Genomic DNA, 17,733 nt, shown 5'->3' with positions numbered 1-17,733 from the left:
CCTCAGAATGAATTATTTTGATGAAGTGGTTTTCAGGTACTTATACAAAGTCGTTCGACCGATTCCCAATTTACGTGCCGCAACAGACTTCGATACACCTTCATTAATTAGAAATTGGGCTTTTTTGATTTTTTCGGGATCAATTGGGACTCTACCCTTATAGGCATTTCTTAATTTGGCTTGTTCAATGCCTTCTCTCTGTCTTTCCAAAATTAATGAGCGTTCAAATTCAGCAACGGCTCCCATCATAGCCATTAGAAGTTTTGTCATTGCTGAACTCTCCCCCTTAGGAACCAAGGAGATATTTTCTTTTAGGAAATGAATTGAAACGCCTTTTTTCTGTAGTGATTCCGTAATTGAAAGCAAATCCTTTAGGTTTCTAGCCATGCGATCCATGCTGCAGACATAGAGCTCATCCCCATCACGGACATACTCAATCATTTGTTGAAATCCCGGACGATCCGTATTTTTCCCCGAAACTTTGTCAGAAAAAACTTTTTCAATTCCGATTTTTTTGAATTGAGCTAATTGACGATCCAGATGTTGGTCAGTACTACTGACTCGGGCATAGCCTACACGAGCGGATAAAGCCATTTTCGTTTGATTCTGTTCAAAAAGAATTGATAGTGAACAAAATTGTTCATTTAATCCACTATTTTACTCTAAACGAACAAATTGTGAGTCGAATTCAAGTGTTCGTTTGAAGTACAGCCTAATGAAACAGCTAGAGACTCTTACAAATATAGGTATCGTAGGTAAGGATATAGGAGTGCTAAACTCGTCGATAATAGTCGACTTTATCAACACCTCCTAATTTTCTGCGAACTCAGTTATTTAAGAAGTGGGTATCAATTGGCTTTTAAATAACTTGCTTTTTACCAATTAGGTAGTCTTCTTTATTTTCTAAAAAGGCTGACCATCGAGCAGATTCACGAAAACCTAATTTCCCTTCTTTTATCAGCTCTTCGGCTCTTGTTTCGTTGATGTGATAACAAGGCCAAGAGTAGTAGCTATAGATGAATGGGGTACCTTGACGGTCTGTTAGCTTTGCTTTGATAACAAATGTTGTACCTATTGGATAGTTCACTCTGTCAGAGACAGAGCATTCAACAAAACAAGGCGAACTAACCCCTTGTCCATCTAGAGCGATTTTTCTAATATGGTTGTGCGAGCCGCCTGTGCTGTAAACAGTTTTGACGGCGATTGCACAATTTTCTCGTTTTAAAACTTTCACTTTTTGTCTACCATAACCGGAATAGTTTTTTGAGAATTTTGGTTAGTTATGTAAGTAAATCGGTCAACTACGGTTGGGTTCTGCATAAAAATGATTTTTTCATCATACATAGCAGGATCTACAGAGTTGGGAATAAAAACAGTTATACCAAGACACGTGGTTCCGCTTCCTTCGTCACATCGAAAAGCCAAAGCGCCTTCGTCAATAACTTGGAATACTTTAAAGTACCTTGAACCATCAAATGCTATGAGGTCGGCCGTAGTGCAACCAGTCAAAGTCAAAGCGATTCCAAACAAAAGAGAAAGCAATTTCATAAGATTCCTCTCTAAATTGTGTTGTACTGAAAAATCTTTTATTTACATATTAAACGATTAATGTTTTGGGCTTATTGACCTTATTAAATTGTATTGATTAGGTTTTTCTTCTATTAGAGCTCTAACATGAGAAGAGAAATGGTCATCATAAACTTCATCCTCGAGGTTATATCCATTTTCTTTTTTGACAGAATCTCTTGCAATAGAAATAAGATTGTTAAGGTTACTTTTGCCCGATGTGCCCCATACAGAGGTTTCATATTTGACGTTAAGATTATTCATGAGCGTCTCTATGTCCTTCGTTAGTACACTTATTCCATATTCAGATTTGCCGGTTTTCTGTTTGTGCGCGTAATGCATTGCTTCTGAAAAATATATCGTTGTTACGTACAGAAATCGTTTCAAATTTTTTTCTTCATTTTTGTTTTTTTTACAGTTGGTAGAGATGTTGGTATTAATAAGTTCAAAAATTTTTTCATTGTGGTCTTCTACTGAGTCTTCTTTCAAAGTAGCCAGTTCTTTGGAGATTGCACTTCGCCAGGTTCTAATGTTGCCTTCCAATTTAAAAAGCTTAGGGGTCCTGATACTTCTTAACTTAAATAACAACAAGTAAAGAATTGGGAAACATAAAAGCGTTGAAAATGAAGAAAAGGCAAAGAGAGTGAGAAAATTGAAAGAGCTTAGTATTTGGCTACCGTTCAAGATGGCACTGATTATGTAAATCAAGCAATAAACACCAGTTGTGGCCAAAAATACATCACGCAGATCTTTAATAAGCCATTCTTTTTCATAAGGTAATAACTTATTAAGAAATTGTTTATACGCAGAGGTGTCTTCATCCAGCTGTAATCCAATACTTGCCTTGAGTAAGGTTGGAATAGTAAAAGTTGCGGTTTCCTTTGTTACCTTGTTTGTGTCAGATTTAAAGGATTCATTTAAGAGTTTCGCTTCTACCGGACGGAACCATTCATAACGTAAATGAATTGCTTTGAAAAGTTTTCTTTGTAACTCTTTTGCCAGAGATTCTAGGGCAATGCGATTGAACCCGTTAAGATGTAACCTGGACTCATGGAGCTTAAAAATTAAGACGATAAATTGATCGACGGTTAAGCGAATCTCTGTTGTATCGTGGCAACAATTATTTATATTTGACATGATCATTCCTCCATTGAAGGGGATTTTGGGTTTTATGGCCTTATTTGTGACCCTTAAGAAAAGTGTCACTAACAGATCCCTTTTCACTAGAGTATGAAGAGAAATACAGGGACCTGAAGAAGTTATAGCGAATAATTTTTTGCCATGACGCGTCAATTTTTGAAGAGAGGTTTCCCAAGGTTGAATGGCGCTTTTATTTTTTGTTTTCAACGGTTGAAACTTTTGACCAACAATATTCTCCCCATGCCTGCATAATTTTTTGACGCTCTTTAGTTAAAGGGGCTCTGTCATAGGCTCCGTTGTAAGCGTCGTTTTTGCTGTGTAATAAACATAATTCGACAGCTTCTTGATCAAACTTTCTGTTATTGCCGGTTTCGTCGTCTTTAGCCCAGGTTCTGAACGTAGCCCGAGCTGTTCCGTGAAGAGTAATAACACAGGGTTTGCCGAGTTTTTTTGTTTTTACGGGGTCAATCCAACCTATACCATCCAAAGCTTTGCGCTCATCATGAAGTCCTCTTAAAAACATGGTTAGAGCGTTATCAGACAAGCAGCCTCCCTGGCGACTGGGAAAAATGAAGGGGCTATCTGAGAATTTTTCGATGTTTCTCAGGAGTGAAAGCGCCCGAGAGGACAAGAATATAGTACGGTCCCTGTTAGGGGACTTAACCTTGTCATGTTCCTGGGGAATAAGCCAAATTTTCTTTTTGAAGTCGATTTCATCCCATTTGGCAAGACGTACTGCTTGTGAGCGAGCGCATGTCAGAATGGCGAACAGGCATGCGTAGGCTGACATTGAGTCATTGCGGCTTATTTCAACAAATAATCTTGGAATTTCAGAAACAGCGCAGGCTGCATGATTCTGGGTTGGTTTTAAGTTATTTTGGAAGGGCTCCATTAAGACCCCTAGAGATCCTTCCCAATCAGCCGGATTAACAGTTGATTTTCTCTTATGTAAAGCAATGGCCCATTGAAAAATTTTTCTTATGTAGGTTTTTGCCTTTTTTGCGGTTGCCGGGATTGACTGCCAAATAGGGGCTAAACATTCTCGAATTTGTTCAGCCGAAATTGATTCTATGTCAAGGTTCCCTAATGTGGGGAAAACGTGCTTTTCAAGGATAGCTCTTGTGGTTTTTTCTCCTCGAGAATTCTTTGCCCAATAATTTGATGCTAGTCTGTCTGCGATCCATTCCTCAGCCACATTTCTAAACGTCAATTTTTTAGGAATGGGTTTGATGAGTTGTTTTTCTTGTTGCCTTTTTAAAATAGGGCTTTCTCCCTGCATCACCAAAGCTAGTGCGGCGCGGGCTGCCTCTCTTGCTTGAGCGACGCTCATAGTAGGATAGTTGCCTAAAGAAAAATCATGGCGACCAAATTTATCTGTATATCTAAAAATGAAAAGAGACTGAGAGTGTGTCTTACGGATATATAGGCCCTTTACCCCTCCAATATTGAAGGTTCCCATGCCTAAATGTTTGACCTCTAATGCGGTCATTTCCCTTGGTTTGATCGGCATTGTGAAATTTTATGATGGATAAAAATGGATGTCTTATGATGGATAAAACGCCGTTTTTATTAATTATAACCCCGTTATCCATCATAGTATCCATCATAAAAACTGAGATGTATTCGGATAAATTGGGACGAATTAGGACAGGGAAAGGTTTTAAGTGCTTGATAAAAAAGAAAATCTCAGACATCCTAGGACGTACTGAGACATGGAATTGGTTGCGGGGGCTGGATTTGAACCAACGACCTTCGGGTTATGAGCCCGACGAGCTACCAGACTGCTCCACCCCGCGATCATCTAACGAAGGACTGCATTGTATTCCTTTCAGGATAAATATGTCAAGTTTTTGAGTGAAAATTTTCACTTTGTTCGTTTTTTTGTTTTTGCATTGCCACTGTCCACCATTGAGTTTGTGCAGGAATGCGTTTAGAAAGTTGAAGCGGTTGACCGATTTCAGGTGTGATTAAACGAACATTTGCCTGAGTTGCTTTTTGAGTCAGCCAAACAAAAGGTTCGTACCAAGGATGCATGGATAGTGAAAACTTTCCGATATGAGCCGGCAAAAAGTTTAGTGCTTTTAAATCTTGGGCCGCTTGCAAAGCTTCATCAGGATTCATATGAATATACCGCCAGCGATCGTTGTATTGTCCGCTATCAAGCAGTACCAAGTCAATCGGCGCAAACCGATTGCCGATTTCTTTAAAGTGCGGACTGTAGCCTGAGTCACCGCTAAAGAATATTTTGTAATTCTTTGACTGTAATAAATATGAAGCCCAAAAACTTTTATTTTGATTGAGATTGCGACCGGAATAATGACGCGCTTCCAGTGCATGTATAGCCAGATTATTCGATAGTTTTAAAGTTTCATTCCAATCAAGAGCATGAAGAGTTTCTTTTTTAAAGCCCCATCGTAAGAAGTGTGAGTCGGTGCCAAGCGGACAGACAATATGATGGATTTTCCCTTTGAGTGCCATAACCGTTGGGTAATCCAAATGATCCCAGTGGTCGTGAGAAATAACCAATAGATCGATGGTGGGAAAATCTGCCGGACGGTAAGGAGTGGTGCCTTCAAACGCTTTTGTGCTAAACGAAACAGGCGATGCGTAGGGACTCAAAACAGGATCAATCAGAATGCGTTTTCCGGCTAGTTGTATGTAAAAAGATGAGTGGCCTAACCAAATGATTGTGTCGATATCCAGACGCAATTGTTTTAAATCTACTTTCGCAGAGGGTAACGTCGTAGACGGAACCGGATCAATTTTGTCCGTCACCATGGAGCGTGCAAAAGCTTTAATAAAAGTACTGTTATCTGTCAAAACGGGTGTTGGCAGAGTATTGTGAAAAATGCCGTCATAAAAATGAGAGCAGTTTTTAAAACTCTCAAGCGAAGTGGGAAGTGCTCCAAATTTAGGTTGCCGCAAAAAACGATAAACACCTGTAAAGCCGGCTGCGACAGCTAAACCGATACCTGATAAAACGAAAGCCGTGCGACGCTTCATGGTTACTCTTTGCTTTAATGAAACTGTTTTAATCTTAGTGACAGGTCTGATGAAATTTTCTCCTGATTCAAGAATTTTTTTGCCTAATTTTGTTTGAGTTACAAATAAAGAAATAACAATTTGTTAAGGCTTTATTTAACGAGTTGTCTATAATTTTTCATTTCACATAAAGCAATTACCGATACGGTTTAAGTGGTGGCTTCCCAATAAACGGGGAGCCCTGAATATAAAACATGCCTTCGGCAACAATACTGAATTATCTCGTCAATAAAGCTCGTCTTTGGCGCGCAAATGGATCCACCAAAGTAAGCGTGGCTGTCAATATTTTTTGGCTGGCCCTTGCATGGTTGTTTCTTCCATTGGAATCAAAACCATTTACTGCCTATCGCGCAGCATTTCAAGAGTTTTATCCCCAGATTAATCCTCATGCACCAAAAACTTTGGATTGTGTGCGCTGGCTTTCCCAAACTTTGTTTCTAATTTGTTTCCGGACTTCGGTACGCAAAGGATGGCTTCGCTTATCTATCTCCTGGGCTGTTAATAAAATAGCGGCAGCTTTGACTCGCCTGGGTGATTGGGTGGGGCATTATGGTGCTTTAGCTTTGGATGGTAATCACAAAAGTTTTGAAACGATTGACAAAAAGGGTGAAGAGTTATCTCGTCCGATTAAGTTGACGCTTTTATGGATTTTAGGTGGCTTGGCTGCTGCACTGGCGGTTTTATGTATCACTCAGCCTTTTAATATTCAGGGACAGGTTGTATTTCTTTCGGTGATGCTTTTGTCGGCATTGGCCCTTCGAAAAATTAAAGCCCGACTAACGCTGATGCTTCTTTTTGTGATTTCAATGGTTGTGTCCGGGCGCTATCTTTGGTGGCGTTGTACCTCAACCTTGAACACTGATTCCGCCATGGGCATCTTTTTAAGTTGTCTATTGCTTGCCGCTGAACTTTACGCATTTGTGGTGATGGTTCTCGGCTACTTTCAGGTCTGTTGGGTGCTTGATCGCAAACCCTATCCGATGCCTAATGATCAAGCGCTTTGGCCACATGTTGATATTTTTATTCCGACATACAACGAATCGCTTGACGTGGTAAAGCCCACGGTTTTTGCTGCCTTAAATTTGCAGTGGCCTGCCGATAAACTCCATGTCTATATTCTCGATGACGGCAGCCGTCCGCTTTTTGAGGAGTTCGCCAAACAAGTCGGTGCCGGTTACATCAAGCGTGAAGAGCACAATCATGCCAAGGCGGGAAACATTAATCACGCCATGACTGTCACAAACGGAGAGTTTGTGACCATTTTTGACTGTGACCACGTGCCCTCTTCGGATTTTTTGGTCAAAACAATGGGGTGGTTGATCAAGGATCCTAATATTGCCCTTGTTCAAACACCGCATCATTTTTACTCTCCGGATCCATTTGAAAAGAACCTTCATTTGGATCGGACAATGCCGATTGAGAATTCGCTTTTCCACGATTTCATCCAGAAAGGTAACGATACGTGGAATGCAACGATGTTTTGCGGATCCAGCGCTGTGATGAGACGAAAGGCCTTGGAAGAAGTCGGCGGTATTGCTGTTGAAACGGTGACCGAAGATGCGCACACATCATTAAAACTTAATCGTAAGGGGTGGTCATCAGCCTTTATCGATTTGCCGCTTGCTTCCGGTCTGTCAACGGAAACATTGGCCGCGCACATTGGTCAGCGTATTCGTTGGGCAAGAGGTATGATCCAAATTTTCCGCCTGGATAATCCGTTTTTGGGTAAAGGTCTTTCGCTTCCCCAACGGCTGTGCTTTTTTAATGCCATGTTCCATTTCTTCCATGGCTTGCCCCGTTTGATCTTTTTAGTGGCGCCGCTTCCCTACATGTTTGCTAATGTCTATGTCATTTATGCGACCGCTGCGGCTATTTTTGCCTATGTGCTTCCGCACATGATTCACTCGGCTCTGACCAATCAGATTCTTCAGCGTGGGTATCGATATCCCTTCTTAAGCGGAGTCTATGAAACCGTATTGTCTTGGTACATTTTGCTGCCGACGACCGTGGCACTAATTTTCCCTCATAAAGGCAAATTCAATGTGACCGCCAAAGGGGGAACCATTGGTGAAAAATATTTGGATTGGCCCGTCTCAAGACCGTATCTGATTTTGATCGGTTTAAACATGATCGGTCTGCTCATCGGTTTTTATAAGGCATTTTTTGATCCCAATCCGGAATATTTAACGTTGGCTATTAATATGGGATGGATTGCCTACAACTTGATGATTTTGGGAGCCTCAATGGCAGTGGCTGTAGAAGAAGTCCAAAAACATCAATTCCCTCGGATTCATTGCAAGATTGATGTAAATATTTGTGATGAAGAGGATGCCAACTACAAAGCGACGATGACACAATACTCACAAAGTGAAGTGAGACTGAGTTTGTCAGGATGTGAGAAGGTGTGGAAGAAGGGTGAGTCCATTCGCCTTTTGATGATTTACAAAGAAAAGTATTACTGCTTTAAGACGACGGTTTTATCCGCGGAGCCGGGCAATGTCTTGGAATTAAGCCTGTGTTTTGATGATTACGAAACGGAAAAAGCCTTTAATCGGTGCACATTTTCTCGTGAGGGAATGTGGGTTCCTGAGAAAGTCAATGTGGATGATCGCATGTTGACCGGTTTCTTAAAGCTTGGATCTTTATCTTGGTACGGCTACAAATCGATGATCGAATTTTTGCCCGGCAAGTTACAAATTGTTCCTAAAGTGTTGAGCTGGTGCTTAACGTTTGCACCGAGAAAACCGGCTCGTGCGCTAAACTCAAATACGTTATAAAGTTGAAAGAGAGTTTAAAGTGAAATTGTCCAAACTGTCAGCCTTGGTGATGAGCACGGCATTGGTGGCGTTTGCCTCAGTCTCATCATTTGCCCAGGAGACTCCGAACGATGCTTCAAGTGTCGCACCTGTCTGGCGCACTGATGTGACGGGTTCTTTTACCCAACAAAGTTCATTATTAAAGTTAGTCCCCGGCGGACAAGCCAAAAATATTCGTCTTACGGGTATCAATAACACTCAGTATTTAGACTTTGGTGTGCGTGCCGATGAAATCGTATCCTCAGCAACCATGGATTTGGCTTTTACAGCTTCGCCTGCGCTGATTCCGGTTCGCTCTCAAATCAATGTCTACCTGAACAGTCAGTTGCAACAATCGGTTCCGGTGACGCCGGAAGCTTTAGGTAAGCTTTACCGCACAAAAGTTACCTTGGATCCGAAACAAATCAAATCGAATAATCAGATCACTCTTGAATTTGTCGGTCATTATCAGAACATTTGTGAAAGACCTTCAAGTGAAACGTTATGGCTAGATCTTGATGCCAAGAGCTTGTTGTCTTTAGTTAAGCAAAAAGTCAAGATCGCTAATGACCTAGCTCGTTGGCCGGCACCCTTTATTGACACATTTACTAACAACGCGTCGGTGATTCCTTTTGTGTTTGCCAAGGCGCCGGATAATGAGACGAAAAAAGCAGCCGCTATTTTGTCTTCCTTGGTGGGTAAATACACGCAATGGCGCGGAGCGGATTTTCCTGTTTACTACGATCGGCTTCCGACAAATGGACATTTTTTTGTTTTTGCTACTAATTCCAGCAGACCGAGTTTTTTAAGTGATTTGCCTCTGGCAGACGGTCCTCAAATTTATATGATGGACGCTCCTGAAAGCCGAAGCGACAAAATGCTGGTCATTTCAGGTCGTGACGAGTTGGATTTGGTTGTGGCGGTTAAAGCGCTCGCTTCAGGTGATCATGTTTTAATCGGTGACAAGCTTCCGATTAAGGACTTTAAGGAAGCACCGGATCGTCGGGCCTACGATGCGCCTAATTGGGTGCCGATTGACGAGACGATTGCATTCTCGCAGATCATGCAGTATCCCGGACAGTTAACATCAAGAGGGTACGCGCCGCCTGCCGTTCATATGCCAATGAGCATTGCTCCCGACTTGTATATGGTCGGTACGGGCGGATTGGATGTCAATCTGAAGTATCGTTATACGAAACCCGAAGGCGGGGATCAGGCCCAGTTGCGTATGCGGATCAACAATTATTTGGTTGATTCGGTAAATCTGTCCCAACAATCCAGTAGCGGTGAGCGTGAAATGCGCTTACCTTCCTTCAACGGACCTCTGGCGACCAGTCCCTCTGAAGCATTGGCCTTGGCGGCTCAAAATGATTTAAGTTTTGAGGTGGTGTATCGTCGAGAGCTTTCCGAAGGTTCGCCCGATAACTGTAAATCCGTTGTTTTGCTGCCTCATCAGATGGAAATTGATCCGGCCTCCACATTGACGCTCAATGGACTGTTCCACTACGCTGAGATGCCGAATTTGACGCTTTTCACACAAAGCGCTTACCCGTATTCGATTTTTGCAGACTTATCACGAACTGTCGCCGTGATTCCTAAGGAAGCTTCAGCTGAGAAGGTGACTACGCTGTTGAATACAACGGCTCGTATTGCCGCGGTAACCGGTGCCGTTGCCACAAAACTCTCTGTAGTTGATCAAGCCACTGAAGCCCAGCTTGACGGTAAAGATGTTCTTTTGATCGGTGAGATGCCGATTACGTTGCCGGACTTTAAGAAAGATAATGCCGAACAGCTTCAGCAGGCCATCGCCGATACCCTGCAGGGTGAAGAAGTTCTTCAACCCGAAGAAATTCTCTTTAGTCCGGATGGTGGCGTCGGAGCCATTGTTTCGCTTCAATCGCCCTTTGATTCGGATCGTACAGTGGTGGCCCTGTTGAGTGAAGGACAGGCCGGCAGCTACTTACTCAATGAGCAATTAAAGAGTCCATCGTCCATGGCAACGGTGAGTGGATCGGTCGTCATCATCAACGAGCAATCCATGTCCGATTTTAAAGTGGGAGACTCTTACACCATTGGTGACTTACCTTGGTATCACAAGATTTGGCAAACCATGAGTAATTATCCGTTGCTTCTGGTTTTATGCGCTTTGGTTTGTGCCGTCTTAGTAGGCACGGGCATTTTCTACTTTATGCGCCTGTGGGTGAGGGGACGTGCAAGATGAGAAAACTGATTTTAGCGTTGACTTTAGCGATGACAATGAGTTCATCGGTTTTAGCCGCTTGGCCGATGTGGGATCAATTTAAGACCGTTGGCATGGAAGGGGCTCGAGTGGTCGATTACAGCGATGCTCGGGCGGTTACGACATCCGAAGGTCAATCCTATGCCATGTTCTTTGCATTGGTGGACAACGACCGGGAAACCTTTGAAGAGATGTTGCAGTGGACAGAAAATAATTTGTCCGCCGGCGATATCACTAAAAATTTCGCAGCTTGGCTTTGGGGCAAAGACGGTTCACAATGGACGATTTTGGACACCAACAATGCGGTTGACTCGGATATGTGGATCGCCTACTGCTTATTGGAAGCCGGCCGCCTTTGGGATCGTCCGGACTACACAGAAAAAGCTCGGGCGATGTTGGAATTGTTAAAGACTCAGGTTCGTGACATCGATAATTTGGGCAAAGTTCTTTTACCCGGCCGTATTGGCTTTGAACACGATGGTCAGGTTAAGTTGAATCCAAGCTACTACCCGCTTTTCCTTTTAAAACGTTTCGCCCTGGAGGATCAATATTGGCAGGATGTTTTCGAAGGTTCTGCGCGTGTGTTGATCCGCAGTGCGCCAGCGGGCATTTCCCCGGATTGGGCAACTTTCTCCAGTCGTGGAGAACTTGTCCCCGTGGATTCTGTGGATAACACGATCGGTAGTTACAATTCCATTCGCGTTTATTTATGGGCGGGCATGATGTCGCCGAAGGATCCTGTCTACAGGGAATTGAAAGCTCATTTTGAGCCCATGATTAAAATTACGCGCGAACTCAATATGCCGCCGGAAAAAATTGATGTGAATACGCTTCAGATCAACCAGCCCGGATGGGACGGTTTTGGCGCTTGCCTTTTGGAATTGCTTGGTCAGGATAAATCGGCTGACTTGATTCGTACGGTATTGTCGAGCGCTCCTATCGAAAAGGAAAATTACTACAGAAATGTATTAACTCTTTTCGGTTTAGGTTTTGATCAAGGTTATTTTGCATTTGATGAGGATGGTCGGGTCTATTTCCCTAACCAACGCAAACAATAAAAACGGATAAACCATGGATAATGTTAACCAGGGCTCGGTCGGGAAATTCTTTTTTAAAGGACTCGGCCTATGGAACGTGTACTTCATACTGAAGTTTGCGCTCGCCCATTACGAATACCTGACACTCAACCTTTTATATAACGGCTTGCTTTTATTGTTCATCTTGTTGCCGTTTAGAAATCGGGTGTTGAGTCTGCTTCAAACCGGTGTCGCTATCGTGGCAGCCTTTGCTTTGGTTTATTCGGAAAGCTGGCTTCCCGGACCAGACAGCATCATCAGTAATGCACAAAACATTGCCGGCTTCTCGGCCGCTTATATTGCTCAGTTGGCCGTTGATTTTGTCAACATCAAGATGTTGGCCTGGGGTGCTGCCGTTGTCTTGCTGTACTGTTTGGTTAAAGATTGGGTAAGAATCTCAGTTTTCACCCTGGTTTATTTTTTGTGTTTGGTTTTTCAACCCTACTATGTGGCTTGGAGGACCCAGCCTGTTGCACCGGCGGCTGTTCAGGTTGCCGATAATAGTCAGGCCGCTGCACCTCAACAGGTCGCTCCTGCGGATCCATCCGCCATTACTTCGGAGACGATTGATCGCTGGTACACCGCCTTTTTGGACTATGAAAAAGATCGTCGGGCGGAGTTTCCCCAAGGGCTTTCAGCTAACGACACGCCGTTTGAAATTATTCTCATGAATATCTGCTCGCTTTCTAATGATGATTTGATTGCGTCAGATTTGATGAATCATCCGGTTTTGTCGGAATTCAACATCCGATTTGACCACTTTAATTCGGCAACATCGTACTCAGGCCCAGCTACATTGCGGTTGCTTAACGCCGTTTGCGGACAAGTCAATCATGACGCCCTTTATGATGGCCGCCGTCCAGAGTGCGAAATCATGAATCGTCTCGATCAATTGGGATACCGTCAGCACTTGTACCTGGACCACAAGGGACAATATGACAACTACCTGCAAACGCTTCGAGATAAGGCCGGTTTAATGGCTCCGCTTGAAAGTACGGCAAAATATCCCGTTCGCTACATGGCTTTTGACGATGAAGAAATTGCAGATGATTTAGCGGTGTTGCGTGATTGGCAACGCAAGACAGCTAAAGATAAAACGTCCGAAAGACACGTCACGCTTTTTAACTTTATCGCTTTGCATGACGGCAACCGTTTGCCCCGTCACAGCCGTTGGGAAGAATTTAAGCCCCGTGCGATTCGCTTCCTCGATGATCTGCAAACCTTTATGCATGAGCTGGAACGCTCTGGGCGTAAAGTGATGCTGATCGTTGTTCCAGAGCACGGTGCCGCTGTACGTGGTGATCGAATTCAAGCTCCGCGTTTGCGTGATATTCCAAGCATGCGAATCACAGAAGTGCCGCTTATGGTGAAGTTTTTTGGCATCAAGGATCTGCCGGCTGAACCTATTCATGTAACGGGACATACGAGTTACATGGCGATGAGTACTTTGATTGGCCGCGCTTTGGCATTGAACTATTTTGGTGCCGATGGTGGCAGCGTACCTCTGGAAGAATTGGTGCGGGATCTGCCGGAAACCAACCCGGTTTCGGAAAATGGTCAGTCCGTGGTTTTGACGTATCGTGATAATGATTACATTCGTCAAAAAGGTGGCGAATGGCGTCCATATCCGAAGGAACGATAATGAAACCATTAGACGCTCCTCGCTATAAGTTCTGCCCGATGTGCGGTCATCCTCTTGTGACTAAGCGTCCTTTAGATGATGTTCGAGTACGAGAGGTATGCGAGGCGTGCGGTTTTGTTCATTATGTAAACCCGACACCGGTGGTTGGAACACTGCCAGTTTTCGGTGGTCGTGTTTTACTGTGTCGGCGTGCCATTGAACCTCGTAAAGGAAAATGGACACTGCCGGCCGGCTTTATGGAAGCCCACGAGACACTGCAGCAAGGAGCCTTGAGAGAGACTTGGGAAGAGACGGGGGCGCATGCACGGGCCGGTATGCTTTTAACTGTGATTGATGTTCCCTACGCAAGTCAGGTGCACTTTTTCTTTTTGTCCGAATTAGATGCTCTTCCATTGGCTCCCGGGCCGGAAACCATGGAACAGCGTCTATTTTCAGAAAGTGAAATTCCTTGGGACGATATCAGTTTTACAACCGTCAAAACCACTCTTGAACATTATTTCAATGACAGGCGAAAAGGAGAGTTTCGCCTTCACATGTATCGATTGGACGAGTAGTCCTATAACGATCCTTTTCTGCTATCCATTCGCTATATCTGAAAAGCGATTTGCGCCTTAATCGGGTACAATAATCAATTCGATGATCAAGCCGAATTTCGGCTCTCCGAACTGATTTTTCGATAATAAGAGACTCAATATGCTTTACTCCATTGCTCGTAAGATTCTGTTTTCCATGGATCCTGAAACGGCTCACTCCGTGATTATGTCTAATTTGGACTGGGCGGTGAATTTGGGATTGACGAAACTGGTAACCCGTGATCCGGTGGAAGATCCGATTGAAGTGATGGGGTTACGTTTTCCCAATGTGGTCGGTTTAGCGGCCGGTATGGACAAAAATGGCGAGCGAGTGAGCGCCTTCGGTGGTCTGGGATTTGGTCACGTTGAAGTGGGCACGATTACACCGAAAGCTCAGCCCGGCAACCCGAAACCGCGTCTTTTCCGTGTGATTCCCGCTGAAGGGGTCATTAATCGTATGGGATTTAATAACCACGGTGTTGATGAAGTTTTGGAACATTTGCGCAGCGCTGCTGCTTTCAGAAGCCGTGGCGGTATTCTTGGGATCAATATCGGTAAAAATGCAGTCACACCGATTGAACGAGCTGTGGATGACTATTTGATTTGTTTGCGCAAGGTCTACAACCATGCCGATTACATCGCGATCAATATTTCCTCGCCCAATACGAAAAATCTGCGCAGTCTCCAAGCCGATGATGAACTCAATAAGTTGCTGACGGCGATCACAACTGAGCGCAAGCGCTTAGTCGATGAAAACGAAGGCAAGTATGTTCCTATCGCACTCAAGATTGCGCCGGATTTGGAAAACGAAGACATTTTGAGAATTTCTGATCAGTTGGTCAGCTTCGGTATTGATGCCATCATTGCTACCAACACAACAATTTCTCGTGATGCTATTCCCGGCATGCCCAACTGCAATGAAACGGGAGGTCTTTCCGGCAAGCCCTTGCGCGCTCGTTCTACCGAGGTTGTTCACCTTTTGTATCAACACTTGCAGGAAACGATGCCGATTATTGCCAGCGGCGGCGTGATGACGGGAGAAGATGCTGTCGAGAAGATGCAGGCTGGTGCTAAGTTGGTGCAATTGTTTACGGGCTTCATCTATAACGGTCCGGTGTTGGTCCCTGACTGTGTGGACGCTGTGGCTAAGTGGCGCAAAACGCAAACAGGTCCGGTTGCCTCCCTTCGCCCCTAATTGTTCACTCTTACTTTAACGCACAAAAGGAAGTTGCTTCGGTGGCTTCCTTTTTTGTTTGCAATTCTCAACAATTTGCCCATCCTGTCACAGAGAAGTTGTACTACACTGAACTTATCCGATGGTAGCTGACGGAGGAAGCGTCATGTTGCGAAAAATTGTGATAGGTGTTGTTGGTGTCGGCGTTGTTGTTACCGGTGCAATGTGGGCGGCTGCAACGTATTTTCTAGATAATGCAACTATTGCAGAGCAATTGAAAAAAGAGACGGCTCAACGGTTTAACCGCACACTCGTTTTTCAGGGAGAGCTGCAAACAAAGTTTTTCCCAAAAATTCAGATTGTTTTACCACCGACAACCCTGTCTTTTGAGGGAAGCGATAAGCCGCAGTTCACATTAAATGGGGCAGAGGTCGGTGTTGCCGTTTTACCCTTGCTTAAGGGGGACGTGCAATTTGATGCCGTGGTTATTGATGGTTTGAAGGGTCAAGTCAATGTATCTCGGTTTTTGAAGAAAATTCACGAACGCCCCACACAAGAGGCGGACTCTCAGACTGTGACTATTAATGAGTTAGAAAAGAATAATGCTAATCAAGACTCGTCATTTATCAAAAATCTTGAAGTAGCCAGTTTAGAAATCAGAAATGCGGCTCTGACGGCCTATGGATTGCAAAGTCAAAAGGTATACGCCGTTGATTCATTAAACCTCTCAACAGGTAAGCTTGGACTCAGCGGAACAACACCGGTTAAATTCAGTACCCGTTTTGCAGAGAAAACACAGGGATTAAGTGGTCAGGTTGCTTTTAATTCAACGGTGGCATACGACATAAAAACGATGTCAGTGAGTATGGAAAAGCCGTCCATTACTGTGTCGGCCAATCAAAAGGAACAATCAATATCGGCGGAAGTTAAAGCGAATCTTCTGAAATATGCTTCTAAAGATGTGCTTGCCCAAGGAGCCAATATCACCGCTAAAGTAAATGATGTCAGCGTGATGGGAATATTTAATTCCGCCGAAACAAAACAAATGCAGACGTGGAGCTTAGAGGGATTAAATGTAAACGTTTCCCAGGCAGACACAGTTAAAGCGAACATCAACGGTGATTTTGCCGGTGAAATTGAAGCCTTTAGTTTGCAGAGTAAAAAGCTGGGAGGAAATGTTCAGGCCAATCTTGGGCATGCGGTTTTACAGGTTCCCTTTAATGGTCAAGTTTCAATGACTCCTGGAGAGAAAGTTGATTTGAAGCTAAAAGGGAAACTTGATAACTCTCCTTGGGAAAGCGAAGTTGAATTAGTCGGATTCAATGTCCCGACAATCAACGGGTATTTCACACTGGATTCTTTTGTGGCAGACAAGTGGCTTAAGGTTTCTGGACAAGAGACGAAAAAAGTCTCCAGTAGTACGGTCTCGGTTATTTCGCAAGCTTATGCTGCATCAACATCAAACCTGGACGTACTGAATCGAGCAAACGGACGCTTTGGTATTCACGTCAATACGTTGAAGTATCAAGGGTTGACCGTGTCTAACTTTGATACGACCCTGAGTTTGTCAAAAGGGGTGTTGAGCTTTAATAACCTTTTGGCTAATGCTTGCTCAGGCACCTTTAGCGGTAAGGGTCAAATAAACACTGCGGAAAAATGGTCATTTGATCTCAATGCTAAAGGGGTTGATACACAAGCTTTAATGCAAGCTTTGGGTAGTGAAGCAAAGCTTTATGGCAAAGCAAATGCTACGGTGAAATTGGCTGGTCTAGGTTTGGAAAAGACCGCTCTTTTAAAGAGTGCCAATGGTCAGATATCGGTATCAGCCAACAACGCAGTTCTCAAAGGACTATCGCTAGAGAAAGTGGGTAATGCGGTGAAAGCCAAGAAGGTCACCGGTTTAATCATGAAAGATGAAGATCAGACTCGATTCAGTATTTTGAGTGCATCGGCCAACATATCGAATGGAGTTCTGAATATTCATTCGTTAGACGGAAAGACTTCAGTGGCTGAAGTCAAAGGCAATGTTACAGTGGGATTAATAGACGAATCATTGTCTGGACTCATAACGGCGAAGTTGGCCACAAGTGTTGATGGTCGCAGAATCAGCGTGCCTATTAAGCTGGGCGGAACAATTCAAGCTCCCAGTTATGGGATTGATTTAGAAGCTGCACTGAAAGCCGGGGTCAAGGATGTCATTAAGGAAGCCACCAAAGATCCTAAGAAAATCATTCAAGGATTAGAAAAGCTTTTTAGGCATTAACGATTCAGGCAAAATCTTGGGGGCTCAGGCCCCCAAATTTTTTTCGAGTGGTGGTCTTGACAAAGCCGATTTTGGGGTTAAAATACGCAATCCGTTGCTCAGCGAGCAGCGAAAGTCCAGATCTTGTGGAGTTAAAAATTTTTTCTACAAGGCTCTTGACGGTGGAAAATTCTTCGAGTAAGATTCCACTCCCTGTTTGAGCGAGAGCTCAAGCAAGTCAAGTG

General features: G+C 43.8%; 13 protein-coding genes and 1 tRNA gene. 7 read left to right on the top strand and 7 right to left on the bottom strand.

Annotated features, from left to right (window positions below; translation table 11 throughout):
• Positions 1-12: 12 nt before the first annotated feature.
• From M3080_RS07840 to M3080_RS07810, 7 genes are all read right to left on the bottom strand, one after another.
• Positions 13-594, bottom strand: coding sequence for a recombinase family protein (locus M3080_RS07840; RefSeq protein WP_249092606.1), 582 nt, complete (start codon positions 592-594; stop codon positions 13-15).
• 265 nt (positions 595-859) lie between these two features.
• A complete protein-coding gene (locus M3080_RS07835) occupies positions 860-1,234 on the bottom strand; it encodes a hypothetical protein (RefSeq protein WP_249092605.1) in 375 nt (124 codons plus the stop codon).
• The gene (locus M3080_RS07830; protein ID WP_249092604.1) at positions 1,231-1,548 is read right to left on the bottom strand and encodes a hypothetical protein; all 318 of its coding nucleotides are present in this window, start codon (positions 1,546-1,548) and stop codon (positions 1,231-1,233) included. Before M3080_RS07830 ends, M3080_RS07835 begins: the two co-directional genes overlap by 4 nt.
• A 57-nt stretch (positions 1,549-1,605) precedes the next feature.
• Complete coding sequence (locus M3080_RS07825; RefSeq protein WP_249092603.1) at positions 1,606-2,703, bottom strand: hypothetical protein; 1,098 nt, start codon at positions 2,701-2,703, stop codon at positions 1,606-1,608.
• 193 nt (positions 2,704-2,896) lie between these two features.
• A complete protein-coding gene (locus tag M3080_RS07820) occupies positions 2,897-4,195 on the bottom strand; it encodes a tyrosine-type recombinase/integrase (RefSeq protein ID WP_249092602.1) in 1,299 nt (432 codons plus the stop codon).
• 230 nt (positions 4,196-4,425) lie between these two features.
• Positions 4,426-4,502, bottom strand: a tRNA-Met gene (locus tag M3080_RS07815).
• 46 nt (positions 4,503-4,548) lie between these two features.
• Positions 4,549-5,709, bottom strand: a complete 1,161-nt coding sequence (locus M3080_RS07810; RefSeq protein WP_249092601.1) for an MBL fold metallo-hydrolase — start codon at positions 5,707-5,709, stop codon at positions 4,549-4,551.
• 233 nt (positions 5,710-5,942) lie between these two features.
• Here M3080_RS07810 and bcsA point away from each other — a divergent pair, with 233 nt between their 5' ends.
• The 7 genes from bcsA (at position 5,943) to M3080_RS07775 (ending at position 17,509) form a co-directional block, all read left to right on the top strand.
• Positions 5,943-8,525, top strand: coding sequence for a UDP-forming cellulose synthase catalytic subunit (bcsA, locus tag M3080_RS07805; RefSeq protein ID WP_249092600.1), 2,583 nt, complete (start codon positions 5,943-5,945; stop codon positions 8,523-8,525).
• A gap of 19 nt (positions 8,526-8,544) precedes the next feature.
• Positions 8,545-10,764, top strand: a complete 2,220-nt coding sequence (locus tag M3080_RS07800) for a cellulose biosynthesis cyclic di-GMP-binding regulatory protein BcsB (protein WP_249092599.1) — start codon at positions 8,545-8,547, stop codon at positions 10,762-10,764.
• Positions 10,761-11,840: a cellulose synthase complex periplasmic endoglucanase BcsZ gene (gene bcsZ, locus M3080_RS07795; protein ID WP_249092598.1), complete on the top strand. Its 1,080-nt coding sequence runs from the start codon at positions 10,761-10,763 to the stop codon at positions 11,838-11,840. The genes M3080_RS07800 and bcsZ overlap by 4 nt, the downstream gene beginning before the upstream one ends.
• Positions 11,841-11,853: 13 nt before the next feature.
• Positions 11,854-13,500 (top strand): cellulose biosynthesis protein BcsG, encoded by a 1,647-nt coding sequence (gene bcsG / locus M3080_RS07790; RefSeq protein WP_249092597.1) that lies wholly within the window; start codon positions 11,854-11,856, stop codon positions 13,498-13,500.
• Positions 13,500-14,054 carry an NUDIX hydrolase gene (locus M3080_RS07785; RefSeq protein WP_022473563.1) on the top strand — a complete coding sequence of 185 codons (555 nt, stop codon included), beginning with the start codon at positions 13,500-13,502 and terminating at the stop codon, positions 14,052-14,054. Before bcsG ends, M3080_RS07785 begins: the two co-directional genes overlap by 1 nt.
• A gap of 139 nt (positions 14,055-14,193) precedes the next feature.
• Positions 14,194-15,267 (top strand): quinone-dependent dihydroorotate dehydrogenase, encoded by a 1,074-nt coding sequence (locus tag M3080_RS07780; RefSeq protein WP_249092596.1) that lies wholly within the window; start codon positions 14,194-14,196, stop codon positions 15,265-15,267.
• A 145-nt stretch (positions 15,268-15,412) separates the two neighbouring features.
• A complete protein-coding gene (locus M3080_RS07775; protein ID WP_249092595.1) occupies positions 15,413-17,509 on the top strand; it encodes an AsmA family protein in 2,097 nt (698 codons plus the stop codon).
• Positions 17,510-17,733 lie beyond the last annotated feature (224 nt).

Origin of the sequence: Parasutterella secunda, from assembly GCF_023336895.1 — a bacterium.
Classification (GTDB): Bacteria; Pseudomonadota; Gammaproteobacteria; order Burkholderiales; family Burkholderiaceae_F; genus Aphodousia; species Aphodousia faecalis.
Note: the sequence above shows the minus strand (reverse complement) of the source record. Positions and strands in the feature narration are given on the sequence as shown.

Coding starts and splice junctions, on each gene's coding strand:
- M3080_RS07810 (WP_249092601.1), bottom strand. CDS start 5,709: ATGAAGCGTCGCACGGCTTTCGTTTTATCAGGTATCGGTTTAGCTGTC.
- M3080_RS07830 (WP_249092604.1), bottom strand. CDS start 1,548: ATGAAATTGCTTTCTCTTTTGTTTGGAATCGCTTTGACTTTGACTGGT.
- bcsG (WP_249092597.1), top strand. CDS start 11,854: ATGGATAATGTTAACCAGGGCTCGGTCGGGAAATTCTTTTTTAAAGGA.
- M3080_RS07775 (WP_249092595.1), top strand. CDS start 15,413: ATGTTGCGAAAAATTGTGATAGGTGTTGTTGGTGTCGGCGTTGTTGTT.
- M3080_RS07785 (WP_022473563.1), top strand. CDS start 13,500: ATGAAACCATTAGACGCTCCTCGCTATAAGTTCTGCCCGATGTGCGGT.
- M3080_RS07825 (WP_249092603.1), bottom strand. CDS start 2,703: ATGTCAAATATAAATAATTGTTGCCACGATACAACAGAGATTCGCTTA.
- M3080_RS07820 (WP_249092602.1), bottom strand. CDS start 4,195: ATGACCGCATTAGAGGTCAAACATTTAGGCATGGGAACCTTCAATATT.
- bcsZ (WP_249092598.1), top strand. CDS start 10,761: ATGAGAAAACTGATTTTAGCGTTGACTTTAGCGATGACAATGAGTTCA.
- M3080_RS07780 (WP_249092596.1), top strand. CDS start 14,194: ATGCTTTACTCCATTGCTCGTAAGATTCTGTTTTCCATGGATCCTGAA.
- bcsA (WP_249092600.1), top strand. CDS start 5,943: ATGCCTTCGGCAACAATACTGAATTATCTCGTCAATAAAGCTCGTCTT.
- M3080_RS07840 (WP_249092606.1), bottom strand. CDS start 594: ATGGCTTTATCCGCTCGTGTAGGCTATGCCCGAGTCAGTAGTACTGAC.